This is a genomic window from Myxococcus sp. CA040A (genome assembly GCF_013336725.1).
Taxonomy (GTDB): domain Bacteria; phylum Myxococcota; class Myxococcia; order Myxococcales; family Myxococcaceae; genus Myxococcus; species Myxococcus llanfairpwllgwyngyllgogerychwyrndrobwllllantysiliogogogochensis.
In genome coordinates this window covers 119,374-144,862 of the sequence record NZ_JABUMR010000006.1, presented here as the reverse complement: position 1 = coordinate 144,862, position 25,489 = coordinate 119,374, and the positions used below count along the sequence as shown (strand labels likewise).

15 protein-coding genes are annotated in these 25,489 nt (G+C 69.5%); 9 read left to right on the top strand and 6 right to left on the bottom strand.

The window, feature by feature from the left end:
• Positions 1 to 16 precede the first annotated feature (16 nt).
• A complete protein-coding gene (locus tag HUA75_RS26610; RefSeq protein ID WP_141646723.1) occupies positions 17 to 3,205 on the top strand; it encodes an efflux RND transporter permease subunit in 3,189 nt (1,062 codons plus the stop codon).
• A gap of 125 nt (positions 3,206 to 3,330) precedes the next feature.
• Positions 3,331 to 5,295: a 4-alpha-glucanotransferase gene (locus tag HUA75_RS26605; protein ID WP_174487957.1), complete on the top strand. Its 1,965-nt coding sequence runs from the start codon at positions 3,331 to 3,333 to the stop codon at positions 5,293 to 5,295.
• 173 nt (positions 5,296 to 5,468) lie between these two features.
• Here HUA75_RS26605 and HUA75_RS26600 read toward each other — a convergent pair whose 3' ends face one another.
• The gene (locus tag HUA75_RS26600) at positions 5,469 to 6,272 is read right to left on the bottom strand and encodes a hypothetical protein (RefSeq protein WP_174487956.1); all 804 of its coding nucleotides are present in this window, start codon (positions 6,270 to 6,272) and stop codon (positions 5,469 to 5,471) included.
• 155 nt (positions 6,273 to 6,427) lie between these two features.
• Positions 6,428 to 7,435 (bottom strand): DUF1028 domain-containing protein, encoded by a 1,008-nt coding sequence (locus tag HUA75_RS26595; RefSeq protein WP_174488329.1) that lies wholly within the window; start codon positions 7,433 to 7,435, stop codon positions 6,428 to 6,430.
• Between the two features lie 407 nt (positions 7,436 to 7,842).
• On the opposite strand from HUA75_RS26595, the gene HUA75_RS26590 reads away from it, so the two are divergent.
• From HUA75_RS26590 to HUA75_RS26580, 3 genes are all read left to right on the top strand, one after another.
• The gene (locus tag HUA75_RS26590) at positions 7,843 to 9,141 is read left to right on the top strand and encodes a pyridoxal phosphate-dependent aminotransferase (RefSeq protein WP_141649003.1); all 1,299 of its coding nucleotides are present in this window, start codon (positions 7,843 to 7,845) and stop codon (positions 9,139 to 9,141) included.
• Between the two features lie 96 nt (positions 9,142 to 9,237).
• Positions 9,238 to 10,533, top strand: coding sequence for an NTP/NDP exchange transporter (locus tag HUA75_RS26585; protein ID WP_174487955.1), 1,296 nt, complete (start codon positions 9,238 to 9,240; stop codon positions 10,531 to 10,533).
• A 90-nt stretch (positions 10,534 to 10,623) separates the two neighbouring features.
• Positions 10,624 to 11,811, top strand: a complete 1,188-nt coding sequence (locus HUA75_RS26580) for an NAD-dependent epimerase/dehydratase family protein (RefSeq protein ID WP_174487954.1) — start codon at positions 10,624 to 10,626, stop codon at positions 11,809 to 11,811.
• A 21-nt stretch (positions 11,812 to 11,832) separates the two neighbouring features.
• Here HUA75_RS26580 and HUA75_RS46250 read toward each other — a convergent pair whose 3' ends face one another.
• Positions 11,833 to 11,931 carry an SHOCT domain-containing protein gene (locus HUA75_RS46250; RefSeq protein ID WP_217446292.1) on the bottom strand — a complete coding sequence of 33 codons (99 nt, stop codon included), beginning with the start codon at positions 11,929 to 11,931 and terminating at the stop codon, positions 11,833 to 11,835.
• Between the two features lie 638 nt (positions 11,932 to 12,569).
• Here HUA75_RS46250 and HUA75_RS26570 point away from each other — a divergent pair.
• Positions 12,570 to 14,081 (top strand): hypothetical protein, encoded by a 1,512-nt coding sequence (locus HUA75_RS26570; RefSeq protein ID WP_174487953.1) that lies wholly within the window; start codon positions 12,570 to 12,572, stop codon positions 14,079 to 14,081.
• Between the two features lie 292 nt (positions 14,082 to 14,373).
• On the opposite strand, the gene HUA75_RS26565 is transcribed toward HUA75_RS26570, so the two are convergent.
• On the bottom strand, positions 14,374 to 14,739 hold the full coding sequence (locus tag HUA75_RS26565; protein WP_174487952.1) for a hypothetical protein: 366 nt from the start codon (positions 14,737 to 14,739) through the stop codon (positions 14,374 to 14,376).
• A 401-nt stretch (positions 14,740 to 15,140) separates the two neighbouring features.
• Here HUA75_RS26565 and HUA75_RS46945 point away from each other — a divergent pair, with 401 nt between their 5' ends.
• Positions 15,141 to 20,321 carry a DNA topoisomerase 3 gene (locus HUA75_RS46945; protein WP_254627793.1) on the top strand — a complete coding sequence of 1,727 codons (5,181 nt, stop codon included), beginning with the start codon at positions 15,141 to 15,143 and terminating at the stop codon, positions 20,319 to 20,321.
• A gap of 435 nt (positions 20,322 to 20,756) precedes the next feature.
• Positions 20,757 to 22,151: an MBL fold metallo-hydrolase gene (locus HUA75_RS26550; RefSeq protein ID WP_141648849.1), complete on the top strand. Its 1,395-nt coding sequence runs from the start codon at positions 20,757 to 20,759 to the stop codon at positions 22,149 to 22,151.
• A 13-nt stretch (positions 22,152 to 22,164) separates the two neighbouring features.
• On the opposite strand, the gene cls is transcribed toward HUA75_RS26550, so the two are convergent.
• Positions 22,165 to 23,619 carry a cardiolipin synthase gene (gene cls / locus HUA75_RS26545; protein ID WP_141648850.1) on the bottom strand — a complete coding sequence of 485 codons (1,455 nt, stop codon included), beginning with the start codon at positions 23,617 to 23,619 and terminating at the stop codon, positions 22,165 to 22,167.
• Positions 23,620 to 24,111: 492 nt separating this feature from the next.
• On the opposite strand from cls, the gene HUA75_RS26540 reads away from it, so the two are divergent.
• Entirely contained in the window at positions 24,112 to 24,933 is an 822-nt protein-coding gene (locus HUA75_RS26540; protein ID WP_174456934.1) for a matrixin family metalloprotease, read from the top strand.
• A 137-nt stretch (positions 24,934 to 25,070) separates the two neighbouring features.
• On the opposite strand, the gene HUA75_RS26535 is transcribed toward HUA75_RS26540, so the two are convergent.
• Positions 25,071 to 25,454, bottom strand: a complete 384-nt coding sequence (locus HUA75_RS26535) for a DUF5335 family protein (protein ID WP_141648847.1) — start codon at positions 25,452 to 25,454, stop codon at positions 25,071 to 25,073.
• Positions 25,455 to 25,489: the final 35 nt, after the last annotated feature.

The following is a 25,489-nucleotide window of genomic DNA, read 5'->3' as shown; positions in this document are numbered from 1 at the left end:
TTCCGGGAGAAACCCCGTGTTCATCTCCGACTTCGCCATCAAGCGTCCCATCGTGACCATCACCGCGATGGTGACGCTGGTCATCTTCGGCATCGTCGCCTTGTGGCAACTGGAGACGGATGAGTTCCCGGACGTCCAGGCGCCGGTCATCGCCGTCAGCATCGTCTACCCAGGCGCCGCACCCGACACGGTGGAGCGCGAAATCGTCGAGCCCATCGAGGACGCCATCTTCGCCATCAGCGGCGTGGACCCGAAGGAGACGACCGCCACCGCCACGGACGGCCTGGCCACCTTCACGGTGTTCTTCGAGTTCGAGAAGGACATCCAGGAGGCCTCGCAGGACATCCGCGATGCCATCTCCAGCAAACGCGCCGACCTGCCTCGGGAGATGGAGGAGCCCGTCCTCACGCGGTTCGACCCGGCGGACGCGCCCATCGTCTCGCTGACCCTCACGTCGGAGCGGCTCGATGTCGCCGGGCTGTCCCGCGTGGCGGACCCGCTGGTGGTGGGCGAGCTGCGCTCGGTGCCCGGCGTGGCGCAGGCCGACGTCGTCGGCGGCGTGGAGCGGGAGATGACCGTGCAGCTCAAGCCCGAGGCGCTCCAGGCCGCGCGCATCTCCCTGGCGGAAGTCGTGACCGCGCTCCAGGCGCAGAATCTGGCCGCGCCGGTGGGCCGCATCAACTCGAAGCTCGAAGAGGAGTCCATCCGTCTCAAGGGACGCCTGGAGAGCCCCGAGGCCTTTCGCGACATGGTGGTCACCACGCGCAACGGTCAGGTCATCCGACTGGGGCAGTTGGCGGACGTCTTCGTGGGCTCGGAGGAGCCTCGCACGCTGGCGCTCTATGACGGCGCGCAAGCGGTGGGCATCGAAGTGCTGAAGACGAAGGGCTACAGCACCACCGAGGTGGCGGACGCGGTGCGCGAGCGCGTGGCGGCGCTGCAGAAGAAGCTCCCGGCGGACGTGAAGCTGGCCATCGTCCGCGACGCGGGTGTGCGGGTGGAGAGCGCGGTGGAGAACGTCCAGTCGGCGCTGGTGGAAGGCGCGCTGCTCACCGTGCTCGTGGTGTTCATCTTCCTCAACTCGTGGCGCTCCACCGTCATCACCGGGCTGGCGCTGCCGGTGAGCGCGCTGGCGGCGTTCATCAGCGTCTGGGCCTTCGGCTTCACGCTCAACACGATGTCGCTGCTCGGCCTGACGCTGGCCATCGGCATCCTCATCGATGACGCCATCGTGGTGCGCGAGAACATCGTCCGCCACATCGAGATGGGGAAGGACCACTACACCGCGTCGAAGGAGGGCACTTCGGAAATCGGGCTCGCGGTGTCGGCGACCACGTTCTCCATCGTCGCCGTCTTCGTGCCCGTCGCCTTCATGTACGGCGTGGCCGGACAGTGGTTCAAACCCTTCGCACTCACCATCGCCTGCGCGGTGCTGGTGTCGCTGTTCGTGTCCTTCTCCCTGGACCCGATGCTGAGCGCGTACTGGGCGGACCCGCAGGTGGAGAAGGGCGCGCGGCGCGGCTTCATCTCCCGCGTCCTCGCCCGCTTCAACACGTGGTTCGACCGGCAGGCGGACCGCTACAAGGGCGTCATCGCCTGGGCGCTGGACCATCGGCTCGCCATGGTGCTCGTGGCGGTGGGCTCGCTCGTGGGCGCGCTGGTGCTCCAGGGAACGGTGGGGGGCGCGGGCTTCGTGCCGGTGAGTGACCGCTCGGAAGTGGAGTTGCTGGTGGAGACGCCGCCGGGCTCCAGCCTGGAGTACACGCGCCGCAAGGTGGAGGAGGTGGCGCGCGTCGCCCGCGCCCATCCGGAGGTCGCCTATACCTACAGCACCATCGGCGTGCCGCTCCCGCTGAGTGCGCCCGGTGTGGACCAGGCGCTCGTGTACGTGCGGCTCACGCCCAAGGCGGACCGCGACGTGAGTCAGGATGCGCTGGGCAGCACGCTGCGCAAGGAGCTGGCGAGCGTGGGCGGGGCGAAGGTGTCTGTCTTCACGTCGGGCTTTGGCGGCGCCTTCAAGCAGATTCAGCTGGAGCTGAGCGGGCCCGACCAGAAGAAGCTCACTGAACTCGCGCAACAGGTGCAGCGCGAGGTGGAGCAGGTGCCCGGCGCGGTGGACGTGGGGCTCTCCACGCGGGGACAGAAGCCGGAGCTGGAGGTGGACCTGAACCGGGGCCTCGCGGGGCAGCTCGGGGTGACGGTGGGGCAGGTGGCCCAGGTGCTGCGGCCGGCCTTCGCGGGCCTGGACGTGGGGGACTGGGTGGACCCGATTGGTGAGACTCGCGACGTCATGGTGCGGCTGGCACCCGAGGCGCGTGACAACCCGGACGACCTGGCGCGAATCCCCATCCGGGTGGGCGCGGCGCCGGGAGGCGCACCCCAGCTCGTGCCGCTGGGGCAGGTGGCGGACATCCGGCAGGCGCTCGGCCCCGCGCAAATCACGCACCTCAACCGGGAGCGGGTCATCAACGTGCAGGCGAACGTGCAGGACCGCTCGTTGACGGAGGTGATGCGAGACATCCAGGAGCGGGTGGGCGCGGTGCGGCTCCCCGCGGGCTACACGCTGACGACGGGCGGTGAGTCCGCCGACCAGGAGGAGGTCTTCTCGCGGGTGTTCCTCGCGTTGGGCGTCGCGGTGCTGTTGATGTACCTCATCCTGGTCATCCAGTTCGGCTCGTTCCTGGACCCGCTGGCCATCCTCATCTCGCTCCCGCTGTCCCTCATCGGCGTGGTGCTGGCGCTGCTCATCACCGGGGACACGCTCAACATCATGAGCCTCATCGGCGTCATCCTGCTGATGGGCATCGTCGCGAAGAACGCCATCCTGCTCATCGACTTCGCGAAGTGGTCCCACGAGAAGGGGATGCCCTTGCGCGAGGCGCTCATCGAGGCGGGCCGCATCCGCTTGCGCCCCATCATCATGACGACCTTCGCGCTGGTGGCGGGCATGATTCCCGTGGCCATCGGCGCGGGCGAGGGCGGTGACTTCCGCGCTCCGTTGGGCCGCGCGGTGATTGGCGGCACGATTACGTCCACGTTGCTGACGCTGCTGGTGATTCCGACGGTGTACGAAATCCTGGTGGATGGGCGGACGTGGATGGGCCGCAAGCTGCGCAAGGTCTTCCACTTCCGAGCACCCGGAACCGGGCACCCCACGGGCGGAGGCGGCGAGCCCCGTCCGGCGCCGCAGTCCCGACAGAAGTGACACCGGGCTGCTGGGAGTGTCCGAGAAGCTTCGCGGAGTGTCCGCCTCGGACGGATGTTGAACGTCGGCCCGAGAAGCGGGTTGGCGTGTCCCTCGGAGGAACCTAGGGTCGGTCGCCATCCACCATGTCCCGAGCCTTGCTGCCTGAAGACCATCGTCGACTCGTCACCCAAGCCCTGGCCGCACTCGATGTCCGCAACCTGGTCCTGAGCATCCACGACCCCAGCTTCCCCAGTCTTCCGCACGAGGACACGGGCCGAGGCTCGCCCTATTCGGAGGGCGCGGCCCGCTTCCTGGACACCGCGCACACGCTGGGCTTCACGGGCATCCAGTTGGGGCCCCAGGGGCAGACGTCGGAGTCGAACGCCTCGCCGTATGACGGCACACTCTTCTCGCGCAACGTGCTCAACGTGGCGCTCGCTCAGCTGGAGGATGCGTCCTGGGGAGCGTTGCTCCCGCGAGGACGTGTGGCCGCGCTCGCGGAGGCCCGCTCACGGTCCTCGAGTCCCGGAGAGCGCTACCGGTGGGCCTTCCGTGCGCAGCTCGAGGCGCTCGATGAGGCGTGGACGTCGTTTCGTCACCAGCGCGCCAGTCCCGATGCTTCCGCCGCCGTGCGCGAAGTGTCCGCGCGCTTCAACACCTTCCGTCAGCGCCACCGCGCGTGGCTGCTGCGTGACGCGCTCTTCGACGTGCTGTGCGCGGAGAAGGGTGTCCTGGACTGGAGGCCGTGGGCGGACTCGTTGGATGGACGGTTGTGGAGTCCTCGCCCGGGCGCCGAGGGTGTCGCGGCCGCGCGGGTGCAGGCGCTGGAGGCACAGTACGCGGAGACCCTGGAGCGCTATGCCTTCTTCCAGTTCCTGGTGCATGCACAGCATGAAGTGCTGCGCGAGCGCACGGCGTCGTTGAGGCTGAAGCTCTACGGCGACCTGCAGATTGGTTTCTCACCGCGCGATGCGTGGGCGTGGCAGGGCTTGTTCCTGCGGTCCTATCTGATGGGCGCTCCGCCGAGCCGCACCAATCCGGAGGGCCAGCCGTGGAACTATCCGGTGTTGGACCCGGAGCAGTACTTCGCGGAGGGCGGTGAAGGTCCCTCGCTGGGCTTCCGGCCCGGAGCCGTGCTGCGCTTCATGGACGCGCGCATGGACAAGATGCTCGCGGAGTACGACGGTCTGCGGCTGGACCATCCCCATGGGCTGGTGTGTCCGTGGGTCTACCGCGCGGGGGAGTGGGACGCGTTGGGGGCGGTGCAGCACGGCGCGCGCCTCTTCTCCTCGCCGGACCTCACGGACCACCTGGAGCTGGCGCGCTACGCGCTGGTGAGCCCCCAGCAGTTGGACCGTTCGCTGCCGAGGTACGCGGATGGCGAGGTGAAGTCGCTCACGCCCGAGCAGGTGCAGCGCTTCAGCGTCCTCTTCGACACGGTGGTCGCGGCGGCGCGGCGCAACGGCCGGGATTTGGGCGACCTGCTGGGCGAGGTGCTGAGCACGCTGCCGTATCCGTTGGGGCGGGTGATGGCGCGTTATGGGCTGGGCCGCTTCCGCGTCACGCAGAAAGCGGACCTGCGCAATCCCGCGGACGTGTATCGCAGCGAGAACGTGGCGCCCGAGGACTGGATGATGGTGGGCAACCACGACACGAAGTCGCTGTGGCGTTTGGTGGGGGACTGGCAGTGGCGCGGCACGCTGCGGGCGCAGGCGGATTATCTGGCGACCCGACTGTGTCCCGAGCCCGAGCGACGAGAGGACTTCGCGCGAGCGCTGGCTGCGGACCCGGGGAAGCTCGCGCAGGCGAAGCTGGCGGACCTGTTCGCCAGTCGCGCGCGCAATGTCATGGTGTTCTTCACGGACTTGCTGGGGATACCGGAGACGTACAACGAGCCGGGCACAGTGGATGAGCGCAACTGGTCGCTGCGCGCGCCGACGGACTGGATGCGGGAGTATCGCGAGCGCCTGCGAGGCGACGCCGCGATGAACCTCCCCGGCGTGCTGGCCCTGGCGCTGCGAGCAGGAGGGGAGCCCGCGCGGGAGAAACACCGTGAGCTGCTCGCGGGGCTCGACCGGCTCGCGGAGGCGTTGAGGGAAGGCCGGTAGCGCTCGCCTCGACTGCGCCCGCGCGGCATGCCGTGACGCCTCCGCGCGCGCCCGGGGCTGGCATCGCCATGTGCGACCGACGGGCCGCGAAGCGAGGTGTGTCCCACTCTCGCTTCCCGTCCGCCCCCACGCGCTCGTGAAGCGGGACTTCGCGCCCCGCTTCACGTCACCGCTCAGTGCTGCACGTCCACCACGAGGCGCGTGGGCTCGCGCAGCTCCAGGACGCGGAACGCCTGGACGCTCTTGTTGCCCAGCACCCACGTCACCTCGCCCTCGAAGTCACAGGTGCGCTCCAGTTCCAGGAGCACGGGCAGCGCCGGCTTCATCTCGCGCGTGGCCACCGTCGGCTGGCCCGCATCGGTATGTGCTCGCGCGGGAGTGAAGGTCACCTGGAGCTGCCCCTTACCCGCGAGCGACGCCGGGTCTCCCGAACCACACTGCACCACCGGCTCCTTCGCGTACCCCACGCGGTAGCCGGGTAGCTGCGTCCCCTCGAACTCGAACACCACGCGGTCGAAGTCCGGATGCGCGCCCGCGCGCACCGAGCGCAGCGTGGCCTCGGGTGCATCCTGCCGCTTCATGTCCACGACCCCGGAGGTCCACTCGCGATTCTTCGGGTCCTCGGGCGTGTACCCACCACCACTCGGCGGCGTCTTGCCGGGTGCTTCCTTTCCAGGAGGCTCCGTCGGTTCGGCGGGCTCTCCCTCAGGAACGGGAAGCTCCTCGTCCTGAGCGCCACCGCGGACAGGCACCCCCGTGCTCCCCGTCGTCACGACATGCACGGGAGGCTTCGCGGCGGCCTCGCCCTCGCGAGGAAGCGTCCCCTCGGGCGGGCTCGAGGGCAGGGCGGGGGTGTCATCGGGAGGAGGCAGCTCGGCCGCGGGATGGGGCGGCGCTTCCTCTTTCTTCGAGCAACCGGTGGCCACGAGGCACCCGGCGAGCCACAGCGACGACAGCCATCGTCCGGCACGCTTCATCGTTCCTCCCCTGTCGGCCCACAGTGGCCGTGAGGAACTCCCTCTCTCACGACAGGAGGCGCGGTGCCAGCCTCCCGCCAGGGACTCGATGACGAGAAGACGACAGACCCTCCGCCCGCGCACTCGGGGCGAAGGGTCCTTGGACGCCCGGGACTTCAGTCTGCCGAGGGCGTCGCGCGCACGAAGGCGCCCAGGTCCGCGTCGCGCAGGAAGTGGACCAGCACGCCGTCAATCTTCCGCGTGCCGTTCTCCACCACGGTGGGCTTGAGGAAGAAGAGGTTGTTCCAGGCGAAGTCATACAGCGCCTGCTCGGCGGCGTCGGACCAGCTCCCATCCATGCGGCCGTGGTAGTAGCCGAGCTTGCGCAGCACGCGCTTCACGTCGCGCGCCGTGTCGGCATCCAGCGTCACCCGGTCCGCGGGAAATACATCCGCGAGCGTGCCCTGGTAGCGATTCAGCTCCACGCCCAGCTCCTGCAGCGCCCGGGTGCTGCCGTGGACGACCGCCTCCGCGAGCACGTGGGTATAGAACGCGGTCTCGATGGTGGAGTTCCAGACGCGGATGACGCCCGAGCGCTCTCCATTGCGGTCCCCACCCACGCGCGCCCCGGCCTTGAGCGAGGCATACAGTCGCTGCGGCAGGCTGCCCCGCGCCTGACGAAAGCCGTCCGCCATGGCCCGGCACATGTCGGGGGTGCTCATGTTGTTGGCCTGCACCACGAACGTGTCGCCCTTGATGGAGCAGGTGTGCTCGCTGTTCTCCGAGCCCGAGCGCTGGCCCACCGTCACGCTGCCATCCGGGTGGAGCTTCACCGCGGCGAGCTGGCGGATGGGGGCATACGGGTCCGAGGCCAGCACCATGTCGATGGCCTCCTGGGGCGCGGTGCCCGAGTCGATGCGCGCGATGACCGCCTGCGCGTCATCCACCGAGGGCAGCGCCATGGTGGCCACCGCCACGTCCGAGCGACCATAGGGCACCAGTCCGCTGACGCCGCTGGGGAAGGAGATGACGGCCATGCCGCACGACTTCTCCACCGGGTCACACGCCACGACGGCGCGCGTGCCGAAGATGCTCGGGTTGAAGGGGCGGTCCGCCGCGGATGCCTGGGTGGAGCCAAGCAACACGGACGCAGCGACGAGCAGGCCACGCTTGAACGGCTTCATGCACGTACCTCGGGGCAGGGCTCCGCCGGGGCCGAGCAACCACCGCTCGACGCGGATGAGACCCTTCATGTCTGGGGTTGGGTGTGCGCGATGAGACACCGAGGTTCGGGTCCGGCCCGCTCCTCGGAACTTCTGGCTCCATGAACGCCACGTCGCTTCAAGGCATATCGGGAAGACTCGGAGACCCGTGCCGGCCGTCAAGCTCTGGATTCATGGCGAGGACCGACGACCCGAGGAGGGCCTGCTGGCCCGGTGCCCCGCGTATCTCGCTTCCGGGAAAATTGTAGCTGTGGCACTCCCCCAGAAGTTTCAGACGCGCCCCACAAGGGCCCGGGTGGCGGGTATGGTCCGCGCCCGGCCGCAGCCCGCGTCCCCCCTTACGCGCACGAACCGGAGACAGATTCCCCATGGCTCTCGACCTCACCTCCCTCCCACGTCCCTCGCGGGACGACGCCTCCATTGGCACGATGGCGCGGGGCCTCGTTGGCAGCGAGATTCTCCGCATCGCCGCGGAAGTCCGTGAGCTCGTCGCCAAGGGCCGCAAGGTGTGCAACCTCACCGTGGGCGACTTCAGCCCGCGCGAGTTCCCCATCCCCGACGGCCTGCGCCAGGGCATCGCCACCGCGCTCCAGGCGGGCGAGACGAACTATCCGCCCTCCGACGGCGTGCTGGACCTACGCCAGGCGGTGCAGCGCTTCTACGAGCGCGCCCTGGGCCTGAAGTATCCGCTGGAGGGCATCGTCATCGCGGGCGGCGCCCGGCCCATCATCTACGGCACCTACCGCGCCGTGCTCGATGACGGGGAGACCGTGGTCTACCCGGTGCCGTCGTGGAACAACAACCACTACGTCCACATGATGAACGCCAAGGGCGTCGTCGTGACGACGGACCCGTCGCACGGTTTCATGCCCACGCTGGAGCAGCTCGCGCCGCACCTGGGCACCGCGCGCCTGTTGTGCCTGTGCAGCCCGCTCAACCCCACGGGCACCATGATTTCGTCCGACGTGCTGGGCGCCATCTGCGAGCGCGTCGTCGCGGAGAACCGCCAGCGCGAGAAGCAGGGCAGGAAGCCGCTCATCCTGATGTACGACCAGATTTACTGGGTGCTGAGCTTCGGCGCGGTGAAGCACGTGACGCCGGTGGAGCTGGTGCCGGAAGTCGCCCCGTACACCGTGTTCGTGGACGGCATCTCCAAGGCGTTCGCCGCGACGGGCGTGCGCGTGGGCTGGGGCGTGGGCCCGCCGGCCATCATCGCTCGGATGCGCGACGTGCTCGGCCACGTCGGGGCGTGGGCGCCCAAGGCGGAGCAGGTCGCGGTGGCCCGCTACCTGGATGACGTGCCCGCCACCGAGTCCTTCTTGACGGAGATGCGCCAGCGCGTGGACGCGCGCCTGGAGGCGCTGCACACGGGCCTGACGCGCATGCGCGACGCGGGGCTGCCGGTGCGGCACATCGCGCCCCAGGGCGCCATCTACCTGTCCGTCCAGTTCGACCTGGTGGGCAAGGGCGGGCTGAAGACGAATGACGACATCCGCAAGCTGCTCCTGGAGAAGGCCAGCTTCGCGGTGGTGCCCTTCCAGGCGTTCGGCCTGAGCGAGGACACCGGCTGGTTCCGCCTGTCAGTGGGCGCGACGTCGGTGGCGGAAATCCAGGAGGCCCTGCCCCGCGTGGAGGCCGCCCTGCGCGAGGTGCTCGCCGCGAAGTAGTCGCCGTCGGTGCCGGGCCCCGCGCGGCGTCCTGGATGGGCGCGGGGTTCGGGAATACACGGAAAGGGCTGGAGTTCAGCCGGGTACTTCGTGCCAATGCTCAAGCGATTCGTGGATGTACGTGACGAGGAAGTTCGCGCGGTCCTCGGGTCCTTCGTCTATTTCTTCACGCTGATGTGCGGCTACGCCATCCTCCGTCCCATCCGCAACGAGATGGGGACGGCGGGCAGCGTCAAGGGCCTGCCGTGGCTCTTCACCGCCACGTTCATCGTCATGTTGCTGGCGGTGCCGGCCTTCTCCGCGCTGGTGGCGCGCTGGCCCCGGCGGGTGGTGCTGCCGCGCATCTACCGCTTCTTCCTCGTCAGCCTCCTGGCCTTCTTCGTGCTGCTGAAGGTGGACGTGGCGAGGGAGCCGGTGGCGCGGGTCTTCTACATCTGGCTGAGCGTCTACAACCTGTTCGTGGTCTCCATCTTCTGGAGCTTCATGGCGGACGTGTTCGCCAGCGAGCAGGGCAAGCGGCTGTTCGGCTTCATCGCCGCGGGTGGCACCACGGGCATGCTGGTGGGGCCCTTCCTGGTGGGGCGGCTGGCGGAGCCGGTGGGGCCGGTGAACCTCATCCTCGTGTCCGCGGTGCTGCTGGAGGTGAGCGCGCAGTGCGTGCGCTGGCTGAGCCGCTGGGCCCGGGACGTCCAGCATCAGCCCCTGTCGGCGGAAGCGCCCGTGGGCGGCGGGGTGCTGGCCGGGTTGCGGCTCCTGGTCGCGTCGCCCCTCCTGCTCGCGCTCGGGCTCCAGGTGTTGCTCTACGCGGCCACGTCCACCTTCCTGTACTTCCAGGAGGTGAAGCTGGTGGCGGAGGTGGGCAAGGACGCGGCCTCGCGCACCGCGCTGTTCGGCGACATCGACTTCTACGTGCAGCTGTTGACGCTGGCGCTCCAGACGCTCGTCACCGGGCGCATCATCTCCAGACTGGGATTGGGCGCGGCGCTGGCGGTGGCGCCGGTGCTCACGGGGCTGGGCTTCCTGGGGCTGGCGGCGGTGCCGGTGCTCGGGGTGCTCGTGGCGTTCAAGGCGCTGCGGGGTGCCAGTCACTACGCGCTGGAGCGGCCCTCGCGCGAAATCCTCTTCACCACGGTGGACCGGGAGGCGCGCTACAAGTCCAAGAGCTTCATCGACACGGTGGTGTACCGGGGCAGCGACACGGTGAGCGCGTGGTTGCAGGGTGGGCTCACGGCGCTGGGCCTGGGCATGACGGGGTTGTCATTGGCGGCGGTGCCCCTGGCGGGGCTGTGGCTCGGCGTGTCGCTGTACCTGGGGCGGGAGCAGCGGCGACTGTCCCGGGAGGCCGGGGGTGCGCTCGCGCCCGTCGCCGCCGATAATGCCGCCGCCCGCTGAAGTGTGCCTCGCAGTGCTTCCTCGTCGCTCCTCGGGATGGTCGCGGGGAGCGGGGGTTGAGACGAACCTCGCAGCAGGAGACGACACGACATGAAGCTGTCTCGCAGAGACCTGATTCAAGGCGCTGTGACGGTGGGCTCGCTGTGGGCCCTGGGGTGTGCGACGTCGGGCTCGTCGGGTGGCGCGTCCGGTGAGTCGGACTCCCCGGAGAAGGGGGCCTCGGGTGCGAAGGCGAGCAAGCCCTTGAGCATCCTCATCCTGGGCGGCACGAAGTTCCTGGGTCCGGCGCTGGTGGAGTCCGCGCAGGCGCGAGGCCACACCGTCACGCTGTTCAACCGGGGCAAGACGAATCCGGGCCTCTTCCCGAACGTGGAGAAGCTGCAGGGGGACCGGGACCCGACGAAGGCGGAGGGCCTCAAGGCGCTGGAGGGCCGCAAGTGGGACGCGGTGGTGGACACGTCGGGTTACGTGCCGCGCATCGTGAAGGCCTCGGCGGAGCTGCTCGCGCCCAACGTGGGGCACTACACCTTCGTGTCCACCATCTCCGTCTACAAGGACGCGTCGAAGCCCGGCCTCACGGAGACGGCGCCCGTCGCCACGGTGGCGGACGTGACGACGGAGGACGTGGACACGCACTATGGCGCCCTGAAGGCGCTGTGCGAGCAGGCCGCGGAGAAGGCGATGCCCGGCCGCACGTTCAACGTCCGTCCCGGCCTCATCGTCGGGCCGGATGACCCGACGGACCGCTTCACGTACTGGCCGGTGCGCGTGGCGCGAGGGGGCGAGGTGCTCGCGCCCGGCACGGGGCATGACACCACCCAGTTCATCGACGCGCGCGACCTGGCCGCGTTCATCATCCTGGGGGTGGAGCAGAAGCTGTCGGGGCCCTACACCGCGACGGGGCCCTCGAAGCCCCTGGTGATGCGCGACTTCCTGGAGCGCAGCAAGAAGGCGCTGAACAGCGACGCGCGCTTCATCTGGGCGCATCCGTCCTTCCTGGAGAAGCACAAGGTGGAGCCCTTCGGTGACATGCCGGTCTGGGTGTCGCCCACGGGCGAGGACGCGGGCCTGTTGCGGGTGAACATCGACAAGGCGCTGGCGGCGGGGCTCACCTTCCGCCCGCTGGAGGAGACGGTCCGCGACACGGTGGCCTGGTTCAACGCGGAGCCGCCCGAGCGTCAGGCGAAGCTGCGGTCGGGCATCAAGCCGGAGCGGGAGAAGGAAGTGCTCGCCGCGTGGCACCAGGAGCACGACAAGGGCAACGCCCACGCGGGTTGAGACGCGCTCGGGCGCGGAGCCTCAGAGCCTCGCGAGGATTTCGGCCTTCTTCTGCTCGAACTCCTCGGTCGTGATGAGGCCCGCGCCGGCCATCCGCTGGAGGTCCGTCAGGGCCTTCACCGGGTCGGCTGGCGGCGGGGGGGACGGGTGGCTGTGTCATGAGTCGGACCAGATGGCCCAGGTCCTGCGGAACCAGGGGCCCCATGACGGCGACCCGGTTCGGGTCTTCCGGAGCGACCTTGACCTTGAGCTCCAGGCCCGGCTCCATCACCCGCACGTTCCAGTCGTGCGCCCGGCTCCGCAACCACACTTCATAGGGCGCGCGACCTGGCACTCTCACCTGGAGCAGGTGGTTGTAGACCGTCGCTTTGTTGATGCGCATCGCGGTCCGCTCCAGGCGCAGCAACGTGGCCTCGGCGGGTATCCCATGCTGGCGGACCTGCTCGTGCTTCCAGCGGGAGTGGAGCCAGTAGCCGAAGAACCAGCAGCACCCCACCGCGAAGACCGCCCAGCCCCCCATCAAGGAGAGACGGACGTTGTCGAGCTCCATCATGACCACTTCACCTCGAAGAAAGAGCCGGGCCTGCTGGGGCGTGCCGTCCGTCCACGAGGGCGGCGTCCCGCGACTCTAAGCGGGCCGTGCCCGAGGTGAAACCCACGGTGCGGACCCCATGCGATGATGGTCCGCGATGCGTCCGCCGGGGATGAAAGCGCGGGGCATGGTTTGTCGCGCGGGAGCGCACTCGAAAGGACTCACGATGATGCCTCAGCGGGCCCTGCTCGCGCCCGGGCGGCGCGGCGCCGCCGTGCTGCTCGCCGTGTCACTCGTTGCTTGCGGCGGCAGGGACGTTCGTCCAGATGCGGAGCCCGACGCTGGGATTCCGGATGCGGGCCCTGGGCAGGCGCATCTCTGCGCTCCGTTGAGTCTGGAGCGGAACGTGGACCTGGAGGGCTTCCACACGGACCGCTACACGTGGCGCGACGGAGACTGCGCGCCGCGCTCGGCCTTCCTGGTGCGCAATGACTCCTTGGACCCCGCGGGTTGGCACGGTGGCTACGTCCGTCGCTACGTCTACGAAGCGGACGGCGCCGCGCGCACCTGTGACGGCGCGAATGACGGTGTCCCCGGCTGGGGCATGGTGACGTGTCACCTCCGCGCCGGGGCCACCTGGGGCAACTGGACGGAGGGAGTGACGGGCACCGGCCGCACCCTCTTCGCGGGACGTCACCACGCGCTGCACGAGTTCCGCTGGCCCTTGCCGCTCGGTGGCCACGTCGTCCAGGTGACGGTGCACTATCTCTTCGCCACCGGCAGGGACCACCCGCTCTACGCCATCACCCACGACATCTCGAGCATCCCGCCGGATGCGCTGGAGGCCGACGTGCGCTCGCCCTATGGCGACCTGCTCTTCGACGGCAACGCGAACGCCGAAATCGCCGGCCTTGGCTGGGGAGACCGTCACCGCTTCGTGACGCTGTCCTCCCCCGTGACGAGGGCCAGCGGCTGGGACTACCGCGAGCCCAACGTCGTCCCCTACACCCGCATGTGGACCACCGCGCCGGACGCGGAGATGGGCGTGGTGCAGACGCAGCCCTGGCTCCAGAAGCCCGCCGGTGGCTACTGGCTCTACCAGCAGGGCTGGGGACAGCGCGCCGCGGACGGCCCCCTGCCCGACGACTGGAACTGGACCTACCAGCTCAATCAGTACCAATTGCCCACGACGACTCGCTCCCATCGCATGGCCTGGGGCAGCAACTATGGTGCGCTCGGCTGGCGCCAGTATGCGCGCTACGGCGATGACGGCATGCTCTCCGGCCACCCCTACCAGAGCTACTCCGTCTTCATGGTGCTGGGGCCGCATTCGGAGGACCCGGTGCGGCGGCGCGCCTCGGAGGTCGAGTCCTGGCAGGCCGTGCGCCTGTCCGCCACCGAGGGCACCGCGGCCACGCACGGCCCTGGCGGCGTCGGTCGCTCGGACGCCGTGCCCTATGACGTGCCTGGCTACAACCCCGTCTACGCGACGTGGGAAGCCCGCGTGACGGGCAACCGCGCGCGCCTGCGCTTCGACGTGGGCCGTGGTTCCCTGGTGCACCCCGTGGTGGTGCTGCGCGGCTACACCGCCTCCACGCCGCCCGCGCGCGTGCTGCTGGACGACCAGGTCCTCGCCGCCGACGTGGACTGCTTTGCCTCCGTGGACGACGCGGGCGATGCGCTGTGGCTCACCCTGAACCGCACCCTCACCGGCACCGCGACGCTGCGCGTGGAGTGATTCGGGGCCCTGAAAAAGCAACGGGGGATGCCCCGATGAACTCGGAGCACCCCCCGGTATGACCCTTGCTCAGGTTCGCTCTCCCCCTCTGAAGAGCGTCACCCCCGGGTCCCCCTGCCACAGATGGCGCCGCCCCCGCGACGCCATCCTCCTACCCGCCGTGCATCTTTTCCGGAGGGCCTTGGACCCCTCCAGCGAAGCGAAAGTGCGCTCCCCCCGGTGCGCGTGCTGACTGCACTGCTTTCGGGATGTCTCGAGTGCCCCCAAGCACCCACACCCCTTTGAATCGGGCCTAGGGCCAGTACTCCGCGGGACGCGAGACTGCTCGCAATCGCGCCAGGGTCTGCGCCCAGCCAAACGTCTGCGGGCGCATGGACGCCACCCGCGTGACTGTTTCCATCTCCCCCCGTAGCAACCCCAGCGCGCTCGACTTCGTCAGCACCGCCAACTGCCTGCGCTTCGCCCCCGCGAAGACGGCAAGCCCTGGTGCCGCGATGTCCCCCTCTGGTGCTTCAAGCGCGCCCGGATGCTCCCCCCTGCTGCGAGCCCCCGTCTTCCGGGCCGTGGCCCCCCGTCCCCTGACCCCACGCTTCACACCGTCCGGCCGCGCGTTTCCCCCCGGAACCCGCTGGCCCGACTCCTGCGCGACGTGCGACATTCGCCTCTCCCTTCGCACCATCGTTGACTGCCTTCCCCCCGTGACTCGCGCCGTGGCGCGTGTCGACCAGGGCATACTGGCTCAGCCGGTAGAATGAGTTTTCCTCGTTAGCGCCAAACGCTTGCGCGAAAGCGCCAGCTTGTCGGGCGACCTGGCGGCGGGCGGAACGTGCCGGATTCCACCCTCGGTGGTGGCGACCCGGGAGGTCGTCGGGCCGTTGAGGCGCGAGGGGTGGTGGAGTGGCGCGGTTTTCCTCGGCTGGACGGGCGGCGGACGGGCGTGACGGGTAGGGACAGCGAGGGGCTGGGCATGTCAGCCTGACGCGGTAGGGAAGAGGGTTGCGACGTGGGCTCGGGGCTGGCTCCCGGGTGGTGGCGGGTGGGCGGGAGGGGACTGGTTTCATGAGGTGGGAAGCGATGGGCGAGTCGCCCGGCGAGGACAGGCGAGGCGGTACGGAGGGCGCGGCGGGCCGGGCCTCGGGGCGTGCGTCCCTGCTGGCGGTGCTGGCGGAGAAGCCGTCCGTGGCGCGCGACATCGCCCGGGTGCTGGGCGCGCAGGAGCGCGGCGACGGCTTCCTGCGTGGCAACGGCTATGTGGTGACGTGGGCGATTGGCCACCTGGTGGGCCTGGCGCAGCCGCACGAGATTCGGCCGGACTGGAAGAAGTGGAGCCGGTCGCTCCTGCCCATGTTGCCGGGTGACTGGCCGCTGGTGGTCTCCGAGCAGACGCGTTCGCAGTTCGACGTGGTGCGCCGGGTGCTGACCTCGCCGGACGTGGGCGGGGTGGTGTGCGCCACGGATGCGGGCCGCGAGGGCGAGCTCATCTTCCGCTACATCTATGAGGCGGCGGGGTGTCGCAAGCCGGTGCGGCGGCTGTGGGTGTCGTCGCTGACGGAGCGGGCCATCCGGGACGGCTTCCGGCAGCTCAAGGAGGGGCGGGAGTATGACTCGCTCGCCTCGGCGGCCATGGGACGCAGCCGCGCGGACTGGCTGGTGGGGATGAACCTGTCGCGCCTGTACACGCTGGCGCACGGAGGGCAGGGGGAGATGCTGAGCGTGGGGCGGGTGCAGACGCCCACGCTGGCGATGGTGGTGGAGCGGGAGCTGGCCATCCGGAGCTTCGTTCCCCGGGACTATCTGGAGGTGGTGGCCACCTTCGCGCCGCAGGGGAAGGGCGTGGCGGCGGGGGCTCGGTACGACGGGACGTGGTTCCGCTCCGGGCCGGATGGCAAGCCCGTGGTGCCACCGGGAATGGAGGGCGTGCGCGAGTCCCGGCGGCTGGACGCGGATGGGGTGGATGCGCAGGCCGTCATCGACCGCGTGAAGCGTGGACGGGCGGCGATTGAGTCGCTGGACGCGGAGGAGAAGAAGATGGCTCCTCCGCTGCTCTACGATTTGACGGAGCTGCAGCGTCACGCCAACCGGCTGTATGGCTTCAGCGCGCAGCGCACGCTGGAGGTCGCGCAGGCGCTCTACGAGAAGCACAAGCTCCTGAGCTATCCGCGCACCGCCAGCCGGCACCTGTCCGAGACGGTGGCGGACACGCTGCCGGAAGTGGTGGGCACCGTGCGCGGGCCGTACGAGGAGGACCTGGCGCCGGGGACGGGCGCGCGGCCCCTGGGGCGGCGCTACGTGGATGACGCGAAGGTGACGGACCACCACGCCATCATTCCGACGCCCACGTCGCCGCAAGGACTGCGGCTGTCTCCGGACGAGCAGCGCATCTACGACCTCGTGTGCCGGCGGTTGCTCCAGGCATGGCACGAGGACCACGTGTGGCGGGTCACCACGGTGGTGACGGCGGTGATGTCGCCGGGGCCGCAGAGCGCGGTGCCCGTGGTGGACCGCTTCCAGAGCACGGGCACCCAGGTGGAGCGGGTGGGTTGGAAGGTGCTCGATATCGGCGGAGGCAAGAAGGCGCCGAAGCCGAAGGCCGAGTCACGCAAGGGTGACGAGGACGCGGAGCCGGACGACGAGCCTCAGTCGTTGCCGTCGGGGTTGGAGCGAGGGCAACCGCAGAAGGTGGAGGACGTGAAGGCGGTGAAGAAGCGCACGCGTCCGCCTCCGCGCTTCACGGACGCGTCGCTGCTGACGGCGATGGAGACGGCGGGAAGGGCGCTGGACGAGAAGGAGCTGGCGGATGCGATGCGCGAGACGGGGCTGGGGACGCCCGCCACGCGTGCGTCCATCATCGAGGTGCTGCTGGACCGCGAGTACCTGGTCCGCTCGGGGAAGGTGCTGGAGGCCACGGAGAAGGGGCTGCACCTCATCCAGGTGGTGCACCCGGACGTGAAGACGCCGGCGATGACGGGCCAGTGGGAAGCGTGGCTTCAGCGCATCGAGCGAGGGGAAGGACGGCTCGACGAGTTCATCCGGGGCATCGAGAAGTATGTCACCGAGGTGGTGGGCCATGGGCCCACGGGGCCGGCTCAGGCGATGCCGTACGGGGCCTCGACTTCGCGTGTCGTGGGGGCAGGGCGAGGGATGGATGGGGGCGGGGAGGGGACAGTGGCGTTTCGTGAGCGGTCGGGGGCCGGGGGTGGCGGATACGCCGAGGCGAGCATGGGTGCCTCGCGTCGTACGGGCGAGGCCGCTGGTGTCGATGTGAGTGGGGGGCGCGGTGCCCAGCATGTGGCGGGGCCCATCGCTTCGGACTCACTCGGAGGCGCGAACCCACGCGGTGCTCGGAGTGCCGCCTTCTCGGATTCGGGCATGGGCGGTGGGGCAAGGCGCGCGGAGTCTTTGTCGTTCTCCGATTCGAGCGCGAGCGGTGGTGGGCGGCGCGCGGAGTCGCTGTCGTTCTCGGATTCGAGCGCGGGCGGTGGTGCTCGACGGCCGGACGCCGCGTCGTTCTCGGACTCGAGTGCGGGCGGTGGTGCAAGGCGCGCGGAGTCGCTGTCGTTCTCGGACTTGAGCGCGGGCGGTGGTGCTCGTCGTTCAGAGTCTTTGTCGTTCTCGGACTCGAGCGCGGGAGGTGGTGCTCGACGGCCGGACGCCGCGTCGTTCTCGGACTTGAGCGCGAGCGCTGGTGCTCGTCGTACGGAATCGCTGTCGTTCTCGGATTCGAGCGCGCCGCCGGTTTCTCGCCGTGCGCAGAGCGCGGCCTTCTCGGACTCGGCCGTGGTGACGACTCCGAGGCGTACGGGGACGCAGGGCTCGTTGAGCGCGGGCGTGTCTCGAGGAGCGTCGTCCTCGCGGGGCGGGTTCGCTCCACCCCCGGGCCAGCGGCCCGAGCGGGTGAATCGCGCGCCCACTCCGCCGGACAAGCTTCGCCCGCTGCTGAAAGAGGCCTTCGGCTTCTCCGAGTTCCGCCCCTACCAAGAGGCTGTCTGTCGCGCGGCCACCGCAGGCGAGGACCTGCTGCTCGTCATGCCCACGGGCGCGGGCAAGTCGCTCTGCTATCAGCTCCCCGGGCTGGCTCGCGCCGGGACGACCATCGTCGTCAGCCCGCTCATCGCGCTGATGGAGGACCAGGTGTTGCGGCTCCAGTCGCTCGGCTTCGCGGCGGACCGCATCCACTCCGGACGCGACAGGGCCAATTCGCGGCAGGTGTGCTTCGACTACCTGGAGGGGAAGCTCGACTTCCTGTTCATCGCTCCAGAGCGACTCGGTGTGCCGGGCTTCGTGGAGTTGCTGGCGCGCCGCCCTCCCACGCTCATCGCCATCGACGAGGCCCACTGCATCTCCCAGTGGGGCCACGACTTCCGGCCCGACTACCGGTTGCTCGGCGCACGGCTCCCGCTGCTTCGCCCTGCGCCCGTGGTGGCACTCACCGCCACCGCCACGCCCGACGTGCAGCGGGACATCGTGCAGCAGCTCGGACTGCTGGGCGCGGGAGGCCGCGCGCGCACCTTCATCCACGGCTTCCGCCGCACCAACATCGCCATCGAGGTGCGTGAGCTGAACCCTGGTGCTCGCGGTGATGCCATCCACGGGTTGCTCCAGGACGAGGAGAACCGCCCCGCCATCGTCTACGCGGCCACGCGCAAGCACGCCGAACAGCTCGCGGAGACCCTGGCGGGGGACTTCCCCTCGGCCGCGTACCACGCGGGGCTCCCCCCGGAGAACCGGGACAGGGTCCAGGCCGAGTTCCTCCGAGGCTCGCTGGAGGTCATCGTCGCCACCACGGCGTTCGGCATGGGCATCGACAAGGCGGATGTCCGCACCGTCATCCATGCCGCGTTGCCCGCGAGCCTGGAGGGGTACTACCAGGAGCTGGGGCGCGCGGGCCGCGATGGGAAGCCGTCTCGCGCGGTGCTGCTGCATTCGTACATCGACCGGCGCACGCACGAGTTCTTCCACAAGCGCGACTATCCCGAGGCCTACGTCCTGGAGCGACTGTTCCAGTCCACGGCGCTGGAGCCGGAGCCGAAACAGGCACTCCAGGGCCGCGTGCGCGGAGACCCGGAGGTCTTCGACAAGGCGCTGGAGCAGTTGTGGATTCACGGCGGCGTGGTGATGACGCCCGACGAGACGGTGCGGCGTGGACGGCCCACCTGGTCGGCCGCGTATACGGCGCAGCGTGACCGCAAGCTGCTGCACCTGGAGCAGATGGGGCGCTATGCGGAGGCCCATGGCTGCCGCATGAAGCAACTGGTGGGGCACTTCGGTGACACCCAGGACTCCGGTGAGGCGTGCGGCCTGTGTGACGTGTGCGCGCCGGAGTCGTGCGCCACGCTGCGCTTCGCGGAGCCCTCGGCGTCGGAGCGTCACTGGCTGGAGCGCATCCTGGAGTCGCTCCAGGAGCGGGATGGGCAGGCCACCGGACGCCTCCACCGGGAGCTGTTCGGTGATGCGCTGCCCCGGCGCGACTTCGAGCGGCTCGTTGGAGGCCTCGTGCGCGCCGGGCTGGCGCGACTGGAGGTCGACTCGTTCGACAAGGACGGACAGGTCATCTCCTTCCAGCGACTCTCCCTGACGGACGAGGGACGGCGCACCCGCGCGGTGGACCCTCGGCACGTCGTCCTTCCGCTCGCGCTGGAGAAAGCGGCCAAGCGCAAGCGCGGGAAGACCCAGGCAGGCAGCGGGAAGGCGACGAAGCGCTCGACCCGGAGTGGCACGCGGAGCCCCAGTGGCCGGGCGCGTGGCGCGGGTGAAGAGGCCGGTGCGCGCCAGTGGCGTGCGTCTCCGCCAGCGGAGGACTACGACCAGCGCTCCTCGTGGAATGCCTCCCGGGGGGGCGCAGGCGAGCGGACCGACTCCGGTGCTTCTCCGGCAGGGCGGGCCGCGTCGTCCGCGAGCGAGGCTCCGTGGGGCGCGACTCGAAGCCGCCGCGTGGAGGTGGACGACTCCGCTCCCGAGGAGGTCGCTACGCGGGGCAGGGGGCGTCGGGGGGCGAGCGCGGTGGAGCAGGTGGAGGCGCCGCCTCCCGGGCTGGTGGATGCGCTGAAGGCGTGGCGGCTGGCGGAGGCGCGCAAGCGCAAGGTGCCCGCGTTCCGAATCCTCACGGACCGGGTGCTGGGCGCCATCGCCGCGGCGCGGCCGGAGAACGGCGCGGCGCTCATGGCCATCCACGGCGTGGGGCCCGCCCTCACCGAGCGCTACGGCTCCCAGATTCTCTCGCTCGTCGCTCGCAAGCGCTGACGACCTGGCGGGCTCTCGCGCGAGGCCCCGTGGCCTCTCGCGGGGCTGGCATGACACACGCCCAGGTCGGCCTTCGCTCCTCGCAAGGGAGGACGTGCCACGGGCTCACTCGCCCGCCTCCCCTCACGCGAGGGCGGCCGAGCAGACCCGCGGCTTCGCGCCATTGACGGGTAACGCGGAGTACTTCCTCGCCTTCACCCCGCCCTCGAAAGAGGGCTGCTTGCGTCCTCGAGGCCGCGCAACCGCCGCGCGCGGACACCCGTGACGGTGCGCCCATGGAAAACATCTTCTCTCGCTTCCTGCTCGGAGCAACCTGCCGGGCGCGAAGTCCTTTTCCCTGCCCGCGAGGGCACTGTGTCGCCCTCCGTCCCCGCGTCACCTTTCGGCCCAGCTACCGCGATGGCGAGCAACCGCAGCACGAGGGGGGAGCGGAAGATGGAACTCGGATTCGAGACGATCGGAAACGCCACACTCATCTGCCACGACAACGGACCCGTACTGGTCACCGACCCATGGACTCATGGCGCCGCATACTTCGGGAGCTGGACGCTGTCCCACGAGATTCCCGAGGAGATGCGTGAGACCATCCAGCGCTGTCAGTATGTCTGGCTGTCCCATGGACACCCGGACCACCTGAGCGCGGAGTCCCTGGAGAAGCTGCGCGAGCAGACCATCCTGGTGCCCAACCACTTCGGCGGGCGCATTCGCGACGACCTGCGCGAGCAGGGCTTCAATGTGCACGTGCTGGTGGACCGCGTGTGGACGCAGCTGTCCCCGCGCATCCGCGTCCTGTGCATCCCCGACATGAATCAGGACGCCGTGCTCCTGGTCGACGTGGACGGGCGGCTGCTCGTCAACCTCAACGACGCGGGAGACCGGGGCTGGGGCCGCTTCGTGCGAAGCATGGTGCGCCGGTATGACGAGTCGTACCTGCTGGCCCTGTCCGGTTACGGCGACGCGGACATGATCAACTACTTCACCGAGGACGGGCAGCGCATCATCCCCTACGCCGCGGCGAAGACGCCGGTGGGGCGCACCATCGCCCGGCAGGCGGAGTTCTACGGCGCGCGCTACTTCGTGCCCTTCAGCTCCATGCACAAGTACCAGCGCGCGGACTCCATCTGGGCCTCCGAGTACACGACGACGCTGGAGGACTACGGCCGCGGCTTCGAGTCGGAGTCATGCACGCTGTTGCCCGCCTTCGTCCGCTGCGACTTCGCCAAGGACGACAAGCAGCTCATCCGCCCCAAGGAGCGTGCGCTCCTGCCGGTGGACCCGAAGGAGTTTGGCGACGACTGGGGGGAGATGCTGGAGGCGGACGAGGCCCGGACGCTGCGCGAGTACTTCGGCGCCATTGAGCACCTGGGCTCCGTGCTCGACTTCCTCCGCTTCCGCGTGGGTGGCCAGGACCACGTCATCGAGTTCCATCACCGTCGCTTCCGTCGGGGCATCACCTTCGAGGCCCCGCGCAACTCGCTGATGACAGCCGTGCGCTACCGCGTCTTCGATGACCTGCTCATCGGCAACTTCATGAAGACGACGCTGCACGGCGACTTCGGCGAGGGACGGCTGTACCCGGACTTCAGCCCCTACGTGGCCAAGTACGCGGACAACGGCAAGGCCCGCACGCGCAACGAGCTGAAGACGTACTTCTCCGAATACCGCCGCAGGGACCCGGTGGGCTTCCTGCGCGGCCAGGTGGAGGCGCACTGCGTGAGGCCGCTCCAGACGCAGTCGGCGGAGCTGTTGCGCACGCTGCTGCCGTCGGACTCCACGGCGTTCCGCACCGCCAAGGAGACCTTCTGGAAGGTGCGGCGCGCGCTCCTGTGAGCCGCCGCGTTCGCTAGAGATACGGAGACAGGAGCCGGGCCAGCCCATCCCTCAACCGGATGGGCAGGGGCCGGGCATCCACCTGCTCCCGGGTGAGAGGACGCGAGCGTGACAGTCGCTCCTCCACCACCGCCTCCAGCCGCCCTGCCAGCTCCGCGTCGTAACACTCCACGTTCAGCTCGAAGTTGAGCCGCAGCGAGCGCGGGTCCCAGTTCGCGGAGCCGATGAGCCCCCACTCGCCGTCCACCACCATCAGCTTGGTGTGGTCGAACGGGGGCTCGGTGAGGAACACCCGACACCCCGCCGCCAGCACCTGCCAGAGCTGCGCGGTGCTGGCCCATTGCACCACGGGCAGGTTGCCCTTCCTGGGCAGCACCACGTCCACGCGCACCCCGCGCAGCGCCGCCACGTTGAGCGCGGTGATGAGCGCCGCGTCCGGCAAGAAGTACGGCGTGACGATGCGCACCGACGTGCGCGCCGTGGACAGCGCCCCGAGCAACACCGTGCGCAGCTTCTCGAAGTCCTCGTCCGGCCCGTCCGGAATCCCTCGCGCCAGCACCGCGCCCGCCGGGGCCTGCTCGGGAAACCACACGTCCCCGCTCAGCTTCTCCCGCGTGGTGAAGACCCAGTCCTCGGCGAAGGTCTCTTGCAACTGCGCCACCACCGGGCCTTCCAGGTGGAAGTGCAGGTCGCGCGCGGCGCGCTCGCCCGGCCAGAACTGCTCGCGGATGTTCATCCCTCCCGTGAAGCCCACGCGCCCATCCACCACCAGCACCTTGCGGTGGTTGCGCAGGTTCATGAAGGGCAGCCGGTAGGGCATCAACGAGGGCAGGAAGCGCGCGGCCGTCACCCCCTCGCGCTTGAGCCGGCCCAGAATCGTGGGCCACGTGTAGCGCGCGCCCACCGCGTCCACCAACACCCGCGTCTCCACCCCGCGCCGCACCGCCGCGCCCAGCATCCCCGCGAAGTGCCGGCCCGCCACGTCGTTGTCGAAGATGTAGCTGCACAGGGAGATGGACGTGCGCGCGCCCTCAATCGCCTCCAGCATGGCCGGGTACGCATCCGTCCGGGACTCCAGCACCGTGACGCGATTGCCGGGCAACAGCGGCCGGTGCAGCACCGCGTCCCCCAGCCGCGCCAACGGCGCCAGGTGCGCGACCTCCGGCTTCACCCGCGACACGCCCTCCGCCACCACGGCCTCCACGCCGCGGATGGGCGGAAACAACCCGTGCTCACGCCGAGGCGACAGCGAGCGCGCGCGACGACGGATGCGGTTGATGCCCAACAACAGATAGAGCACCGCGCCCAGCACCGGCACCAGCCACACCAGGCCCACCCAGCCCACCGCCGCGCGCACGTCCCGCTTGCGCAGCACCACGTGCGTGCTGGCCAGTACACTCACCAGCACCGTCAGCACCGCCGCCACATGCGGCCACGCCGCTTCCAGCCAGGTGAGCACCGCGGACATGTCGAACGGGAGAGGAGACACGGACCGCTCCGGCTATACACGGGACGCCCGCCACGGCGCAGCGCGGTGCGGACTCCCTTCGCGGGGCCGCGCTGCGTTGGGCCCGCTTGACGCAGCCTGACGGCGGGTGCATCCTCGCTGACCCTTTCCGCTCCCGATGCGAGTGCGAGGCGACCTGTCCAGGTTTGATACGACCCCAGGGCAGCTGACTGATTCGCGGACAGCACTGTCCGATTCCTGAACAGTCCCCGTCGCGAGCGGAAACCCCAATCCCGACAGCAGGTTCCACGGCTGTGTGTCAGGTCCGTTTACGTTCGGGTTTCACGACCTGGAGTACGGATACTCCAGATTAAACCTTGAGAGCGGCTTTTGCCACTATGGGCCGTTCTTGGCCCGACAGTTGCTCAAGGCCGGGTCGCGTCGGGCCGCGGCTGGTGGAGGAACCAGGCGGACGGCGCATCCCCCGCAGTTGCTCGTTCCGAGGAAATACCGATGCTCAAGTTCCGCTCCATGGCGTTGCTGGCTGGTGTCGCTCTTCTGGGTACCGCGTGTGGTGGCCCCGAGGCCTCCGAGACGCAGGCGCCGAAGATGACGTGGGAGGAGTTCCGCGCGAGTGCCGTGCAGGATCCGGAAGGCAAGTGGATCTTCGACATGGACCAGTCCGTGGACAACGAGGAGGAGCTGCGCGCCTACTTCGACAACAACGTCACCCCGGACCAGGGCAAGAGCCACGAGGGTCTGGCCGTGTACAACGTCGGTGGTGGCGCGGCGAACGACCGCAAGTGGAGCGCCACGCAGAAGGGCAACCTGACCTACTGCATCAGCAACACCTTCGGCACGACCAACAAGGCGAAGCTGGTCACCGCGATGAACAGCGCGACGGCGGCCTGGGAGGCCACCGCCAGCGTGAACTTCATCCACAGCACCAGCTACGACGCCAGCTGCACGGCGTCGCAGGCGGGCGTGCTGTTCGACGTGCGTCCGGTGAACTCCGGTGGCCAGTACCTGGCGCGCGCGTTCTTCCCCGGCTCGGCTCGCTCGGGCCGCAACGTCCTCGTCGACAACACGGCCTTCGGCAGCATCGCGCCGTGGACGCTGGCGGGCATCCTGCGCCACGAGCTGGGCCACGTGCTCGGCTTCCGTCACGAGCACACCCGCCAGTCCACTCCCTGCTTCGAGGACAACAACTGGCGCGCGCTGACGGCGTATGACCGTTCGTCGGTCATGCACTACCCCCAGTGCAACGGCACGCAGACGGGCGACCTCATCCTGACCAGCCTGGACAAGACGGGCGCTCGCGCGCTGTACCCGTGATTTGACTTCGACTCACCCGGCCAAGGCTCCCCTCGTCACGTGAGTGGCGGTGGGGGCCGAGGCCCCAGGCCGGAAGGTTCCTTCTCCCGCGGAGGGGGGTGCCTTCCGGCCTTTCTGCGCGGTGTGTAGGACGGGGCTCAGTCCATGTTTCGCGCGCCGGCCGTGAGGGCCTCGCCGAAGTAGATGAGCGTCTTGGTGTTGTCCTCGCTGCTCTCGATGTCGAGGCACTCCAGCTCGCCGCTCTCGCTCTCGTCCGCGTAGATGCGTTCCGGCTTCTGGATGCGGTGGGTGATTTCGCCGCCCGGGCCGCCCACGATGATTTCGACGACGCCCTTGTCGCTGCCCTTCTCCTCGAGGCTGATTTCCACGAGCGGAAGCCCCTCGGCGAGCGGCTGGTCCCCCAGCTCCATGCCCTCCACCTCGATGCGAACCGGGTGCTCCTTCTCCATGGTGGAGAGCAGGGCCAGATAGTCCGCCCAGCCCTCCCGGGGAATCTCTCGCGTGTGGTCCGTGTGCGCCATGTGTGTGGCCCTCCGGTGTTGGCGTTCCCGGTAGA